The sequence below is a fragment of the Pseudomonas juntendi genome (genome assembly GCF_021560075.1).
GTDB classification, from domain to species: Bacteria; Pseudomonadota; Gammaproteobacteria; order Pseudomonadales; family Pseudomonadaceae; genus Aquipseudomonas; species Aquipseudomonas juntendi.
Map to the genome: position 1 here is coordinate 3558840 of NZ_CP091088.1, position 16792 is coordinate 3575631.

General features: G+C 68.0%; 1 protein-coding gene. It reads right to left on the reverse strand.

All coding sequences use genetic code 11. From position 1 onward, the window contains the following. Positions 1-23: 23 nt before the first annotated feature. On the reverse strand, positions 24-16781 hold the full coding sequence (locus L1P09_RS16705; protein ID WP_235767912.1) for a non-ribosomal peptide synthase/polyketide synthase: 16758 nt from the start codon (positions 16779-16781) through the stop codon (positions 24-26). Positions 16782-16792: the final 11 nt, after the last annotated feature.

Here is a 16792-nt window from a genome sequence, read left to right on the forward strand (position 1 = left end):
CGGCCTGTCAGAAGAAGGAAAATTCAGTTGGCCTGGACCTGCAGGCAGTGCTCGATCAGCAGCGTCAACTCGGCCTGGAACTGGTCCATGAAGGCCGTGATGGTGCCCTGGCGGAAGCGTCGGTTGCTGTAGATGCAGCGGAACGACAGCTTGCCGTCGAACACCTGGCCCACCACTTCGAGCCAGTTGGCCAGGCTCGCCTGCTGCGAGAAACTGTCGCCCACGCTCTCCGGCGCGGGCAGGAACAGCGCCTGCTCGGCATCGAAGCTCTGGTCGAGCTGCCCCAGGTAGTTGAAGGTGACCTGCGCCTGCGGCAGCTCGGCCAGGCGCGCGCGCACCCACGGTTCGTCCATGTGGCGCAGCACCCCGTAGCCGATGCCCTTGTCGGGTACCTGGGCCAACTGCTCGCGAACCGCCACGATCGACGCCCCGGGGTCGGCCACCGGGCTCAGGCGTACCGGATACATGCTGGTGAACCAGCCCAGGGTACGGCTCAGGTCCAGTTGCTCGAAAAGATCCTCGCGGCCATGGCCTTCCAGCAGCACCAGCGCCGACGCACTGTCGTCCCATTGGCACAGGGCCCGGCTCAGCGCAGTCAGCAGCAGGTCGTTGATCTGCGTCTGGTAGGCTGCAGGCGCCTCCTTGAGCAACTGTGCGGTCCGTTGCGCATCCAGGCTGAACGCGGCCTCTTCGCGGTGGCACATGAGGTTGCCGCCACGTGGGTTGTCACAGCGCAGCGGCCCGTCCTGGCGGTCGAGCTGCGCCACCCAGTAGTCGAGCTCACGTTCGCGCAGGGTCACCGCATGGCCGGCCAGGCCAGCGGCCCATTCACCGAAGCTGCTGGTGCGCTGCGGCAAACGCGGCTCCCGGTCGGCGAGCAAGGCCTGGTAGGCCTCCTGCAAGTCCTGCAGCAGCACACGCCAGGACACACCGTCGATCACCAGGTGGTGGATCACCAGCAGCAGGCGTACCTGGCCATTACCCAGGGTCGCCAGCAAGCCGCGCATCAGTGGCCCCTGGGCCAGGTCCAGGCTGCGTTGCAGTTCATTGGCCAGGTCCTCCAGCGCTTCTTCGTCGGCCACCTCGCGCACCCACAGCAGCGGGTCATCACCAAGGCGCTGCAGGCACTCCTGCAACGGCTGGTAACGCTGGATCCAGCGCCCCTGCTCGTGGCTGAAACGCAGGCGCAAGGCATCGTGCTGGCCGAGCATGCAGGTCAGCGTGCGCTCCAGCGCCTGCGCATCCAGTGGCTGGTTGGCACGAAGGATCAAGGCCTGGTTGAAGTGTTCCGGCGCATGGGTTTGCGCGGTGAAGAACCACTCCTGGATCGGGATCAGCGGGAAGGCGCCCTCCACCACCACGGCCTGCTGCTCGCCGCTGACCCGCGACACGCCCTGCTGGTCGAACAGGTTGGCGATGGTCTGGCAACGCATCAGGTCGCGCAGCTTGAGCTCCAGTTTCAGTTGCGCATGGTTGCGCACCCGCGAAATCACCTGCAGGCTGAGAATCGAATCGCCGCCCAGCTCGAAGAAGTTATCGGTGATCCCCACCTGCTCCACCTGCAGCACCTCGGCCCAGATCTGCGCCATCCATTGTTCCTCCTCGCAGCGCGGGGGCACATGGCTGGCCAGGTCGAAGGTGGGCTCCGGCAGGGCCTTGCGGTCGAGCTTGCCATTGGGCGAGACCGGCAGGCGCTCCAGGCAGATCACCTGCAACGGCACCATGTAGGCCGGCAGCGTTTCGGCCAGGGCGGCCTTGAGCTGATCGCCGCGAACCTCGGCGGTGGCCGCCACGTAGCCGATCAACTGCTTGCCGGAAACACCGTCGCGAGCGATCACCACGGCATCGCCGACACCCGGTTGCTGGCGCAGGCTGGCTTCGATCTCGCCCAGCTCGATGCGGAAGCCCCGCACCTTCACCTGGTGATCCAGACGCCCGACGTAGTCCAGTATTCCGCTTTGACGCAGGCGCACCAGGTCACCGGAACGGTAGAAACGTGCCCCGGGCTCACCGAACGGGTCGGGCACGAACCGCTCGGCAGTGATCGATGGCCGCTGGTGATAGCCGCGAGCCACGCCATGGCCACCGATGAACAGCTGCCCGGCAAAACCGACCGGCAATGGGTTGAGGTCATCGTCCAGCACCCGTAGCGAGCGCTGCCCCACGACTCGGCCGATGGGTGCGTAGGCCGCGCCGCAGGGCTCTTCGGCCGAGGCCTTCCAGAGCATCGGCGTGACTACCGTTTCAGTCGGCCCATAGCCATTGGTGATGTAGCGTGGCCGCAGCACCTCGCGCACCTCGGCCAAGGTCTGCTCCGGCACGGCGTCGCCGCCCAGGCAGTAGATACGCACCGGGGGCGGCTCGACACCGCTGCGCTGCACATATTCGGCCACCTGTTTCAGGTAGGCGGGCGGGAAGCAGGCGATGTCGACCCGGCCCCGGCTCAGCGCCTCGCAAGTCTGCTGGGGCGTCCACAGTTCGTTGTCGCGCAAGATCAGCGTACCGCCCACCGCCAGCGTGGTTAGCCAGCGCTCGTGGGCACCGTCGAAGGCGAACGACATGAAGTGCAGCTCTCGGGTGCCGGCCTGCATCTCGTAGAGCTCGGCGATGGCCTGGCAATGCATGCTCAAAGGTCCGTGGCTGACCGCCACGCCCTTGGGCACACCGGTCGAGCCAGAGGTGTAGATCAAGTAGGCCAGGCTGTGCTCGCCCGGCACCGGGAACACGCTGGCCGGCGTACCGGCTTCGCACGCCAGGGTCGCCGGGTCGAGCGGTTCCAGGCCCACGGGCAGGGGCAAGCGCTGCCCCAGGTCGGCACGACCGATCAGCTGGCGCATGCCGGAGTCCTGGATCATGAAGGCCAGGCGTTCGGCCGGGTAGTTCAGGTCCAGCGGCACATAAGCCGCGCCGCTCTTGAACACCGCCAACAGGGCCACCAGCATGTCCACCGAGCGTTCCAGGGCTACGCCCACCAGTACCTCCGGGCCGGCACCACGGGCGAGCAGTTGCCGCGCCAGCACGTCGGAACGGGCCTCCAGCGCCGCGTAGCTGAGGCTCTGGCCGGCACACTCGGCGGCGATGGCCTCGGGCCGCGCAGCCGCCTGGCGAGCGATCAGCTGGGCCAGCATCACCGGCTCGCCGGTCTGCGCCGGCACCGCGCCCCAGGCGTCGAGCGCCTGAGACTGCGCCGGGCTGAGCCGTTGCAGATTGCCGATGCATTCGGCAGGGCTGTCGATCATCGACTGCAGCAGGGTCTCCATCAGTGCGCGAATGCCCTGGACGGCCTCGGCCGTGAAGTGGCTACGCAGGAACAGGTACTCGATGGCCAGGGTCTCGCCGAGGGTTACCGCCAGGTCCATGGGGAAGTTGGTGACGTCGTGGCTGCTCGAGGCGCCGAAGCGCAGGCCGCCCTGGGCCTGCTCCAGGCGTTGGTCGATGGGGTAGTTCTCGAACACGATGATACTGTCGAACAGGGCCTGGCCACCCTGCCCCGACCAACGCTGGATGTCAGCCAGCGGCGCATGGGCGTGCTCGCGCAGGTCCAGGTTGTCGGCCTGCAACTGCTGCAGCCACTGATCCAGGCGTTGTGTCGGCTCGAGGGTCTGGATCACCGGCAAGGTGTTGATGAACAGGCCAAGCATGTGCTGCGCGTTGGCCAGGCTCTCGGGGCGACCGGCCACCGTAGCGCCGAAGGCCACGCTGCGCTGGCCGGTGTAACGCTGCAGCAGCAACAGCCAGGCGCCCTGGATCAGGGTGTTGGCGGTAATGCCCTGGGCCCGGCAGTGCTGCTGCAAGGCGGCGGTGCGCTGGGCGTCCCAACGGGTGTACAGCGCCTCGTGCCCCGGCAGGTCGGCAGTGTGCCGCGGGTGAATCGACTGGCTCAGTTGGGTCGGCGCATCGAGCAGGCGCAGACGGCCCTGCCAGTAGTCCTGCAGGCGCCCCTGATCCTGCGCCTGCAACCAGGCGATGAAGTCACGGTAGCGGCCGCTGTCGCCGGTCACTTCACCGCTGGCGTAGTGCTGCAGCACCTCGCCGAACAACTGCGAGCTGCTCCAGCCGTCCATGAGGATATGGTGGCTGGTCCACACCAACTGGTGCTCGGCGTCGCCTGTGCGCACCAGCAACAGGCGCTGCAGCGGCACCTGGCCGAGGTCGAAGCCACGCTGCGCGCGGGCGACCGCCTCAAGGTCGGCGGCGGTAAAGGTTCGTGCCCGCCAGTCGAGCACGGTCATCGCCACGTCGACGTGACGGTGCACCACCTGCAACGGCGCGCTCTGGCCGCCTTCCCAGTGGAAGGACGTACGCAGGATCTCGTGACGGCCGATCACATGCTGCCAGGCGGCGCGGAAGCGCTCTTGCTCGAGCCCCGCGACCGGCAGGCTGAGCTGGTTGACGTACAGGTCGTCGCCTGCGTCGGACAGGCTGTGGAACAGCATGCCCTGCTGCATCGGCGACAGTGGGTAGATGTCTTCGATTTCGGCCACCGCCACCGGCAGTGCGTCGAGTTGCGCCTGGCTCAGGCCCGCCAGCGGGAAGTCCGACGGCGTCAGCCCTTGCGGTGCCTGGCAGTGCTCGACCAGCGCCGCCAGCTCCGCCTCGTAGGCCCGCGCCAGCCGCTCGATGGTCGCGCGGGCGAACATCTGCCCGCTGAAGCTGAATGCCAGGCTCAGCTCGCCGCCATACACCTGGCCATTGAGCACCAGCCAGTTGCCCAGCGGCGCCAGCGGGCTCTGCTCCTCACCTGCGCTTTCGGCGGCCGGCACGAACAGCGCCCGCTCATCGAACTGGCCATCGAGCTGGCCCAGGTAGTTGAAGGTGATGCGCGGCACCGGCAGCTCGGCCAGGCACGTGCGCGCAGCCTCGTCGCCCAGGTAGCGCAAAACACCGAAACCGATGCCTTTGTGCGGCACGCCGCGCAGCTGTTCCTTGACCTGCCTGATCGAGGCGCCAAGCTCGGCGGCCGGGGTCAGCCGCACCGGGTAGGCGCTGGTGAACCAGCCCACCGTACGGCTCAGGTCGATGTCGTCGAACAGGTCTTCGCGGCCATGCCCTTCCAGCTCCACCAGCGCCGAATCGGCGCCGCTCCAGCGGCACACCACCCGGGCCAAGGCAGTCAGCAGCAGGTCGTTGACCTGGGTGCGGTAGGCCGCCGGGGCCTGTTGCAGCAAGCGCCGGGTCAGCTCGGCACCCAGGCGTGCCTGCACGCTCTGGCGGTGACGGTTCTGCAGGCTGGCGCCCGGCTCGGCCTCGGGCAGGCCCTGTGGCGCACCGGCCAGTTGCCCTTGCCAGTAGACCAGCTCGTTGCCCAGGCTTGCGGCATGCTGCTGCAGGCGCTCGCCCCAGGCCTTGAAGGCGCTGGTCTTGGCCGGCAGTTTCGGCGTGCTGCCCGCCAGGGCCTGGCGGTAGGCATCGTGCAGGTCTTCCAGCAGCACGCGCCAGGACACGCCATCGACCACCAGGTGGTGGATCACCAGCAGCAGGCGCTGGCCACCGTCGGCCAGCTCGATCAGCACCGCACGCAACAGCGGGCCCTGGGCCAGGTCCAGGCTACGCTGGGCCTCTTCGCAGGTCGCCTCGATTTCCTCGGCGCTGCGCAGTGCGGCACGCCACAGCAACGGCTGGGCCGGTTGCAGCGGACCGTGCTCGGCGCTGCCGTCGGCAAAGCGCAGGCGCAGGGCGTCGTGCTGGGCGTACAGTGCCAGCAGCGCCTGCTCCAATGCGGCGGCATCCACCGTTTCGGTGCCGCGCAGCAACAGCGACTGGTTCCAGTGCTGCGGCTCGCTCATGCGCTGGGCGAAGAACCACTGCTGGAACGGCAGCAATGGCGCGCTCCCCGTCACCGGGCCCTGGTCGATACGCGGTACCACCGCCTCCCCGAGCTGGGCCACGGCCGCCAGGCGCTGCACGGTCTGGTGCTGGAACAATGCCTTGGGCGTGATATGGATCCCGGCCTGTCGCGCACGGCTGACCACCTGGATCGACATGATCGAGTCACCACCCAGGGCGAAGAAGTTCTCGGTAACGCCCACTGGGCCTGCGCCAAGCACGGCCTGCCAGATCTCGGCCAGGGTGATTTCGGTGGGTGTGGCCGGCGCCTGATAGTCGCGAGCCTTGGCGGTCTGGTCCGGGCGTGGCAAAGCCTTGCGGTCGAGCTTGCCGTTGGGCGACAGCGGCAGGCCGTCCAGTACCAGCCACTGGTTCGGCACCATGTAGTCCGGCAGGCCACGGCGCAGGTGCTCGGCCAGTTGTGCCTGCCAATCGGCGGCCTCGCTGGCCAGCACCACATAACCGACCAGCTGCTTGCCGTCCGGCACCGTCACCACGGCTTCACGCACCAGGTCGTGCTCCAGCAGACGCGCCTCGATCTCACCCAGTTCGATGCGCAGGCCACGCAGCTTGACCTGGTGGTCGATACGCCCGGCGTACTCGATCACCCCGTCCGCGCGGTAGCGCGCCAGGTCACCGGTGCGGTACATGCGCTCGCCATTGCCGTATGGGCTTACGGCGAAACGCTCGGCGGTCAGCCCCGGGCGGCGGTGGTAACCGCGCGCCAGGCCTGCGCCGGCCAGGTACAGCTCGCCCAGCACGCCCACCGGCACCGGTTGCAGCTCGGCATCGAGGATGTAGCAGGCCAGGTTGGCGATCGGCGCGCTGTCCCGCCCTTCCTCACGGCAGGTCCAGTGGGTCACGTCGATAGCCGCCTCGGTCGGGCCGTACAGGTTGTACAGGCCCGCCTTCGGCAGCTTGGCGAACACCTGCTGCTGGGCATCCGCTGGCAGCGCTTCGCCACTGCAGACGATGCGCGCAAGGCTCGTGCAGCGCGGCACGCCGCTGTCTTGCAGGAACGCCTGGAGCATCGACGGCACGAAGTGCAGCGTGGTGATGTTTTCGCCGGTGATCAGCTCGACCAGGCGGGCCGGGTCGCGGTGATCACCCGGCGCGGCAACCACCAGCCGCGCACCGGTCATCAAGGGCCAGAAGAACTCCCATACCGACACGTCGAAGCTGAACGGCGTTTTCTGCAACACGCTGTCGCGGGCATCCAGCCGGTAGGCCTGTTGCATCCAGCACAGTCGGTTGACCAGGGCCGAATGGCGGTTGCCCGCGCCTTTCGGCCGGCCTGTGGAGCCGGAGGTGTAGATCACATACGCCAGGTTTTCAGGGGCCACCGCCACGTTCGGGTTGCGCACGTCATCGGCGCCCGGCTCCAGGTCCAGCGCCAGGGTCTGCACGCCTTCGGCCAGCGGCAGTTGCAGGTGGCTCTGGGTCAGCAGCAGCTGCACGCCGCTGTCCTCGAGCATGTAGCGCAGGCGGTCTTCGGGGTAGTCCGGGTCCAGCGGCACGTAGGCGCCACCGGCCTTGAGGATGGCCAGCAAACCGACCACCATCTCCACCGAACGCTCCACCGCGATGCCCACCAGCCCATCCGCGCCGACCCCCAGGGCGATCAGGCGATGGGCCAGGCGGTTGGCGCGGGCGTTGAGCTGGGCGTAGCTCAGGCGCACCTCGCCGAAGGCCAGCGCCGGGGCATCCGGGGTGCGCTGCACCTGGGCCTCGATCAGTTGCTGGATGCTCTGCTGCAGCGGGTACTGTTCAGCGGTGGCGTTCCACGTGACCAGGGTGCGCTCGCGCTCGGCAGCCGCCAGCAATGGCAGTTCGGCCACCGGTTGGTGCGGTTGCTCGACGATGGCTCGCAGCAGGTTGATGAAGTGGGTGGACAGCCGCTCGATGGTCGAGCGCTCGAACAGGTCGGTGGCATACACCAACGAGGCCAGCATGCCCTCTTCGCTGTCGAACACATCCAAGGTCAGGTCGAACTGAGCGACACCGGTATCCCATTGCAGCCCTTCGACGCTCAAGGCATGCGCCTGTTGCGCGCCCTGGCCACGGCGTGCGCCGCTCTGGTAGTTGAACAGTGCCTGGAACAGCGGGCTGTGGCTGAGGTTGCGCTCCGGCGCCAGGGCCTCGACCAGTTGCTCGAACGGCAGGTCCTGGTAGGCCTGGGCCTCCAGCGCCGCCTGGCGCACCTGGCCCAGCAGCGCGGCAAAGGTCGCCTGCGGCGCGAACTCGGCCTTGAGCACCTGGGTGTTGACGAAGAAGCCGATCATGCCTTCGGTGCAGGCATGGTTGCGGTTGGCGATCGGCACACCGACACGGATGTCGGACTGGCCGCTGTAGCGGTGCAGCAACGTCTGGTAAGCCGCCAGCAACAGCATGAACAGCGTCACCCCCTGTTGCCTGGCCAGCGCGCGCAACGCCTGCTGCAGCTCACCGGGCAGGGCCAGCGTCAAACTGGCACCGGCTTGGCTGCGCATCGCCGGGCGCGGGTGATCCAGCGGCAGTTCGAGCACAGGCTGGGTGCCACCCAGGCGTTCGACCCAATAGGTCAGCTGCCGCTCACGCTCACCAGCGTCCATCCACTGGCGCTGCCAGGCGGCATAGTCAGCGTACTGGATCGGCAGCGGCGCAAGGCGCGGTGCCTGCCCCTGGTCAAAGGCGTCGTACAGGGCCACCAGTTCGTCGACCATGACCTGCATCGACACACCATCGCTGACGATGTGATGCATCACCAGCACCAGCACATGTTCATCGCGGCCCTGGCGCAACAGGCAGGCGCGCAGCAGCGGGCCCTGCGCGAGGTCGAACGGCCGTGCGACCTCCTGTTCCACCCGCGGCAGCAGCGCGGCATCGCTGGCATCGGCCAGCACCTGCAACGGCAGCTCGAAGGCATACGGCGCCTGTATCACCTGCTCGGTACGCCCCTGTGCATGCACGAACACCGTGCGCAGGCTCTCGTGCCGCGCCACCAAGTGTTCGAACGCCCGGCGCAGGGCTTCGACACACAATGCCCCGCGCAGGCGCAGGGCCACCGGAATATGGTAGGCGGCGCTGTCCGGGGCCAGCTGCCAGAGGAACCACTGACGCTCCTGGGCATAGGACAAGGCCAGCGCCCGCGAGCGATCGGCCAGGCCGATGGCGGGAACCGCTGCGTTGGCAGACTCAGACAGCTGGGCGCAGAACGCTTGCAGGGTGCCATGCTCGAACAAGGTGCGCAGCGCCACCTCGACCTGCAAAGCGTGACGCACCCGGGCGACGACCTGGGTGGCCAGCAACGAATGACCACCCAGCTCGAAGAAGTGATCGTGCAAGCCCACCTGCGGCAGCTTGAGCACATCGGCCCAGATCGCCGCCACCGTCTGCTCCAGCGCGGTACGCGGTGGCTGGTGATCCTGTCGGGACTGACCGGCCTCAGGCTGGGGCAGCGCCTTGCGGTCAAGCTTGCCGTTGGGGGTCAGCGGCATGCTGGCAAGCGCCAGGACATGCGCCGGAACCATATAGTCCGGCAGCACGTCGCGCAGGCTCGCCCTGAGCGCGTCGCACCACGCGGCATCAGCCTGACCTGGCTGCGACGCCACCACATAACCGACCAACTGCTGGCCGCTCGGGCCTGGCCGGGCGACCACGGCGGCATCGCGCACACCCGCCTGGGCCAGCAGGCGGGCCTCGACTTCGCCCAGTTCAACGCGGAAACCGCGGATTTTCACCTGGTTGTCCACGCGCCCCTGGTAGTCGAACACGCCATCGCGGCGCTCGCGTACCAGGTCGCCACTGCGGTACAGGCGCGCGCCCGGCTCGCCGTGCGGGTCGGGCACGAAGCGCTCGGCGGTCATGCCCGGCCGGTCCAGGTAGCCACGGGCCAGCCCGTGGCCACCAAGGTACAGCTCACCCTGCAGGCCGGCTGGCAGCAGGCTCAGGTCGGCGGCCAGCACGTAGGTGCGACGGTCGCCGATACGCGTGCCGATCGGTGCGTAGGCAGCGCCGCAGTCGGTCGCGCGGTCGGCTTTCCAGATCAGCGGGGTCACCACCGTCTCGGTCGGGCCGTAGCCGTTGATGATGTGCTCCGGCGCCAGGGCGGCATGCACGCGCTGGTAGCTGTCACGCGGCACCGCGTCGCCGCCGAAGCAGTAAATGCGCGCCTTCGGCGCCTGGCCATGCAGCTCGACGTGCTCGGCCATCTGCAACAGGTACGCTGGCGGGAACGCCGCCACGGTCACGCCGTGCTCACGCATGCGCGTGCAGGTCTGGCCTGGCTCCCAGAGGCTGTCATCCCGCACCAGCAGGCGGCTGCCGTGGGTCAACGCGGTGAGCCAGCGCTCATGAGCGCCGTCGAAGGCAAACGACATGAAGTGCAGCTCGCAATCGTCCTCGACCATGGCATAGCGCCGGCCGATGGCTTCGCAGTGCATCGCCAGCGGGCCGTGCTCGACGCACACCCCCTTGGGCTTGCCGGTGGAACCGGAGGTGTAGATCACATAGGCCAGGCTCTGCGGCTGCACGACTGTTCGCGGCGCATGGGTCGGCTGTGCGGCCAGGTCGAGCTGGTCGAGATAGAGGGCAGCCAACGCCGCCGGCAGCGGCAGTTGCCCGCGCAAGGTCGAGTCGCTGAGCAACAGGGCGATACCAGAGTCCTGCATCAGGTAGGCCAGGCGCTCGGCCGGATAGCTGGCGTCCAGGGGCACATAGGCGCCACCGGCCTTGAGCACGGCGAGCAAGGCCACGATCACCTGCGGCCCACGGGGCAGGGCCACGCCGACACGGATCTCGGCGCCTACGCCTTCGGCGACCAGGCGATGGGCCAGTTGGTTGGCCTGACGCTCCAGGCTGGCGAAGTCCAGCACCTGGTCACCGAACAGTACCGCTGGAGCCTGAGGCCGGCGCGCGGCCTGGGCCGCGATGCGTTGGTGCACCAGCAAGCCGTCCTGCCATGGCTGCGGCGCGTTGGCCACGGCCAGAGCCTGCCGGGCCTGGCTATCGAGCAGGCTCAGGTTGCCCAAGGCCGCAGCGGGCGCCTGGCTGAACTGCTCCATCAGGCCGACCAGTTGCTGGTCCAGGCGGACAATGGCTGCCTCATCGAAATGGGCACGCATGAAGCTGTAGTGCAGCTCCAGGGTACCGCCCAGGTTCACGCCCAGAGTCAGCGGGTAGTTGGTCTGCTCGCGACTGTCGACGCTGCCGAAGCGCAGCTCCTGTGGCGCGCCACGCTCCAGGGCCTCGGCCACCGGGTAGTTCTCGAACACCAGCAGGCTGTCGAACAGCGCGTCACCGCCCTGCCCGGCCCAGCGCTGGATATCGAACAAGGGCGTGTGCTCATGCTCACGCAAGCCAAGGTTGAGCGCCTGCACTGCCTGCAGCCAGTCGGCCACGGACTGGGCCGGCTGTGGGGTGGCGATCACCGGCAGGGTATTGATGAACAGACCGATCTGCTGCTCGATACCCGGCAACTCCAGCGGCCGGCCCGCCACAGTGGCGCCGAAGGCCACCGTGGCCTGCCCGCTGTAGCGCTGCAACAGCAGTAGCCAGGCTGCTTGCAGCAGGGTGTTGACAGTGACCTTCTGCTGGCGGGCGAAGGCTTCCAGGCGCTGCGTGCGCTCGGCGTCGACCTGCCGCACATGGCTGGCGTACCCGCTGCCAGGCTCGGCTTGCAGGCCCTGGGCCAAACGTGTGGGCGCCTCCAGCTCGGCCAGGCGCTCGCGCCAGAACGCTTCGCTGACCGCCGGATCCTGGCGCTGCAACCAGTCGATGTAGTCGCGATAACGCCCGGCCTGGGCCGGCGCCTGGCCGGCATAACGCTGCAGCACTTCCCCCATCAACTGGGAGTTGCTCCAGCCGTCCATGAGAATGTGATGGTTGGTGTAGATCAGCTCGAAGCATTGCTCGCCGGTGCGCACCACGGTCATACGCAGCAACGGCGCCTCACGCAGGTCGAAACCACGTGCGCGCTCGGCCTCGGCCAGAGCGTCCAGGCGTGCGCCAGGCTCGGCCTCGGCATGCCAGTCGAGGTAGTCGAACGGCACCTGGACCTGGCGCTGGACGATCTGCAGCGGCTGGCCGATGTCACCTTCCCAGGCGAAGCGACTGCGCAGGATCGGCTGGGCATCGGCCGACGCCTGCCAGGCTGCACGGAAACGCTCGACCTGCAAGCCTTCCACGGTCACCCGCATCTGGTTGATATAGTCGCCGTTGCCCTGGCCATACAGGCTATGGAACAGCATGCCCTGCTGCATCGGCGACAACGGGTAGACATCCTCGACCGCGCGCGGGTCGTCCAGCAACTGGTCGAGGTGCGCCTGATCCAGGCGTGCCAGCGGGAAGTCCGAGGGCGTGACACCGGCATGGTGCGGGTCGCAGCAATGGGCGATGAGCGCCTTCAGCTCGGCAGCGTAGTCATCGGCCAAGGCCTGGACGGTGGCCGCAGAGAACATCTCGTGGCTGTAGGTCCAGGCGATGGTCAGTTCACCACCGTAGACCTGCCCATTGAGCGTCAGCCAGTTGCCCAGCGGCGCCGCCGGGCTCTGCTCCTCGCCGCGCGGCTCGCCGACCGGGACGAACAGTGCACCCTGCTCGGCGTCGAAACTGCCATCGAACTGCCCCAGATAGTTGAAGGTGATACGCGGCACCGGCAACGCGGCAAGGCCGGCCTGCACCGCCGCATCGCCCAGGTGGCGGAGCATGCCGTAGCCGATGCCCTTGGCGGGGACGGCGCGCAGTTGCTCCTTGACCGCCTTGATCGAGCCTGCCAGGTCCTGCGCAGGCGTGAGGGCCAGCGGGAACAAGGTAGTGAACCAGCCGACGGTGCGAGTCAGGTCGATGTCGTCGAACAGGTCTTCGCGGCCATGCCCTTCAAGTTGGATCAGCGCGGTGTGCTGCGCGCTCCAGCGGCACACCACCCGGGCCAGCGCGGTCAGCAGCAGGTCGTTGACCTGGGTGCGGTAAGCCGCCGGGGCCTGCTGCAGCAACTGCCGGGTGAGCTCGCTGTCCAGCCGCGTATGCAGGCTGCGGGCATGGCGGTTCTGCTGGCCGCCGGCCGGATTGGCGCACGGCAGGCCCTGCGGAGCATCGGCCAGCTGGCCTTGCCACCAGGCCAGCTCGCGCGCCATGGCGTCACTACGGGCGTGCTCCCCCAAACGCTCGGCCCAGGCCTTGTAGGCACTGGTTTTTGCCGGCAGCCGCACAGGCTGCTGCGCATCCAGTTGCGCGCAGGCCTGTTGCAGGTCCTCGAACAGCACGCGCCAGGACACGCCGTCGATGACCAGGTGGTGGATCACCAGCAGCAGGCGTTGGCTGCCGTCACCCATGCCGACCAGCACAGCACGCAGCAGCGGCCCTTCCAGGCTCAGGCTGCGTTGCGCCGCTTCACACAGTGCCAGCAGCGCGTCCTGGTCGGCGGCCTGCCGCTGCCAGAGCAGGTCCTTGGCCTGGCCAGGCTGACCGTGACTGGCCTGCCACTGCCCCTGCTCGCGGGTAAAGCGCAGGCGCAACGCATCGTGCTGCACCAGCAGAGCCTGCAAGGCCGCCTCGACGGTCGCCGCCTGCAAGACCCGAGTGGGACGCAGCAGCACTGACTGGTTCCAGTGGTGCGCGTGGTCGGTCACTTCGCCGAAGAACCACTGCTGTACCGGCAGCAGCGGCATGCCGCCCTGCACCGCGCCCTGGTCGATACGCGGCGCCGCGCCGCCCTCGCGCGCCACACGGGCCAGGCCCTGCACGGTCTGGTACTGGAACAGCTGCTTGGGGGTGAAATGAATACCGGCCTGACGGGCACGGCTGACCACCTGGATGGAAATGATCGAGTCGCCACCCAGCTCGAAGAAGTTGTCGCTCAAGCCGACCCGCTCCAGACGCAGCACCTCGGCCCAGACAGCAGCAATGCGCTGTTCCATTTCGCTTTGCGGGGCTACATAGGCCTGTTGCAGCAGGCTGGCATCCGCCGCCGGCAAGGCGCGGCGGTCGAGCTTGCCGTTGGCGGTCAGCGGCATGCGCTCGAGCAGCAGCAGGTGCGCCGGCACCATGTACTCCGGCAGGTCCTCGCGCAGCGCGGCCTTGATCGCTTCACGCCAGACCGCCTGGTCGGCCACCGCTTGCCCGGCCACCAGGTAGCCGACCAGCTGGGTGCCGCTCGGCCCCTCCTGGGCCAGCACCACGGCCTCACGCACCTGGGGCAGCGCCTGCAGCCGCGCCTGGATCTCGCCCAGCTCGATGCGGAAGCCACGGATCTTCACCTGATGGTCCATCCGCCCGACGTACTCGATCACCCCATCGGCGCGCCAGCGGGCCAGGTCGCCACTGCGGTACAGCCGCGCACCGCTGTCGCCGAACGGGTCGGGAATGAAGCGCGTGGCGCTGAGCCCGGCGCGCTTGAGGTAGCCACGCGCCAGGCCCTGGCGGCCGACGTACAGCTCGCCGACACAGCCGGCAGCCACCGGGTTGAGGTCGCTGTCGAGCACGTACAAGCTCTGGTCCGGGATCGGCACGCCAATCGGGCTCGACGCGCCCTGCGCCAGGTCAGCCAGCGACAATGGACGGTAGGTCACGTGCACCGTGGTTTCGGTGATGCCGTACATGTTGACCAGTTGCGGCGCACGATCGCCGAAGCGCTCGAACCACGGGCGCAGGCTGCCGACCTCCAGCGCCTCGCCGCCAAATACCACGTAGCGCAGCTGCTGGTCGCTGCGCTGGCCTTCGGCACAGGCCACCTGCATCAGCTGGCGGAACGCCGACGGCGTCTGGTTGAGCACGGTCACCCGCTGCTCGCACAGCAGTTGGTAGAAGGCCTCCGGCGAACGGCTGACATCCTGCGGCACGATCACCAGGCGGCCACCATGCAGCAAGGCGCCGAACAGCTCCCATACCGAGAAGTCGAAGGCATAGGAGTGGAACAGCGTCCAGCAGTCCTGCGGGCCGAAGCCGAACCAGCCGTCCGTGGCCTCGAACAGGCGCAGCACGTTGCGGTGCGGCAGCAAGGTGCCCTTCGGCTTGCCGGTGGAGCCGGAGGTGTAGATGACATAGGCCAGGTTATCCAGGCCCACCGCGACGTTCGGGTTGACCTCGGCCAAGCCTGCGTCGTCGGTGTAGTCGGCGGCCAGGTCCAGCACTTGCACGTTCGCCCCCAGGCTCAGCCCGAGGTCGCCCTGGCCGAGCAGCAACTGCAGGCCGCTGTCCTCGATCATGTAGTGCAGGCGCTCCAGCGGGTAGGCCGGATCCAGCGGCACGTAGGCGCCACCGGCCTTGAGGATGGCCAGCAGGCCGACCACCATCTCCAGCGAGCGCGGCGCGGCCAGGCCCACCAGCACGTCCGGGCCGACGCCTCGGGCGATCAGCGCATGGGCGACCCGGTTGGCCCGGCGGTTCAGCTCGGCGTAGCTCAACTGCTCGCCTTCGCAGACCAGCGCCGGCGCTTGCGGCGCGCGGGCCGCCTGGGCTTCGATCAGGCGATGCAGCGGCTGGCTCGGCGTGAAGGTGCCCGGGGCGGTATTCCAGGCAGCCAGGGTGGCGGCACGTTCCGCCGTGCTCAGCATCGGCAACTCGCTGACGCGCGTGCCGGGCGCGCTGACGATACCTTCGAGCAACGCCTGCCAGTGGCCCGCCAGGCGCTCGATGGTGGTGCAGTCGAACAGGTCGGTCGCGTAGGTCAGCGACGCCCACAACTGCCCCTGCTCTTCATGGGTATCGAGCATCAGGTCGAATTGCGCGGTCTGGCTCTCCCAGTTCAGCGATTCCACCCGCAGCCCCGGCAGCTCATGGGCCTGCCGACCCTCGCCACGGTGCGCCTGGTGATTGAACAGCACCTGGAACAACGGGCTGTGGCTGAGGTTGCGCTCCGGCGCCAAGGCTTCGACCAGTTGCTCGAACGGCAGGTCCTGATGCTCCTGGGCCCCCAGCGCCGCCTCCTTGGTCTGTTGCAGCAATGTGGTGAACGGCGCCTGACCATCGACTTCGGCGCTGAGCACCTGGGTATTGACGAAGAAGCCGATCAGGCGCTCGGTCTCGGCGCGGTTGCGGTTGCCGATCGGCACGCCGACACGGATATCGCGCTGTCGGCTGTAGCGGTGCAACAGCGCCTGGAACGACGCCAGCAGGACCATGTACAGGGTCGCCCCTTGCTGCCGCGCCACCTCTTGCAAACCCTTGCCCAGCTCGGCCGACAGTTCGATATCCAGGCGTGCACCACGCCAGCTCTGCAACGCTGGCCGCGGACGATCCAGCGGCAGCTCCAGCACCGGCTGCTCGCCGCCCAGGCGGGTGGTCCAGTAGGCCAATTGGCGCTCGCGCTCGCCAGCCTCCATCCATTGGCGCTGCCACAATGCATAGTCGGCGTACTGGATCGGCAGCGCCGGCAGGTCGGGCTGCTGGCCACGACTGAACGCGGCATAGCAGTCGATCAGCTCCTCGACCATCAACTGCATCGAGGCGCCGTCGGAAATGATGTGGTGCTGGGTCAATACCAGCACATGGTCTTCTTCGCTCACCTGCAGCAAACGTGCGCGCAGCAACGGCCCTTCGCCCAGGTCGAAGAGCTCGGCGATCTCCGCCGCCACTGCCTGTTCCAGTTGCCCGGCATCGGGCAGTACCTGCACCGGCAGCGGCAGCGCGAACGGCGCACGAACCTGCTGCAGCAACTGCCCGTCGACCTCGACGAACACGCTGCGCAGTACTTCGTGACGCTCGATCAGCGTCGCGAAGCTGCGCTGCAGCGCGGCCATGTCCAGGGTGCCACGCAAGCGCAGCGCCGTGGGGATGTGATACGCCGCGCTGTGCGGCTCCAGGTTCCATAGGAACCACTGACGTTCCTGGGCATAGGACAGCCGAAGGGGCTCGTTGGCATCACGCCGGAAAATCGGCGCGATGCCATAAAGATTGACCCCCTTCTGACTCAGCAGAATCGCCAAGGCTTTGCGTTTCTCGGAAGAAAGCGCGCTTACCGATTCGATTAGTTGCTGCATGCCGTGTCCTC

Bases quoted from the DNA above. Each gene is read 5' to 3' on its own strand.
- L1P09_RS16705 (WP_235767912.1), bottom strand. From the start codon at position 16,781: ATGCAGCAACTAATCGAATCGGTAAGCGCGCTTTCTTCCGAGAAACGC.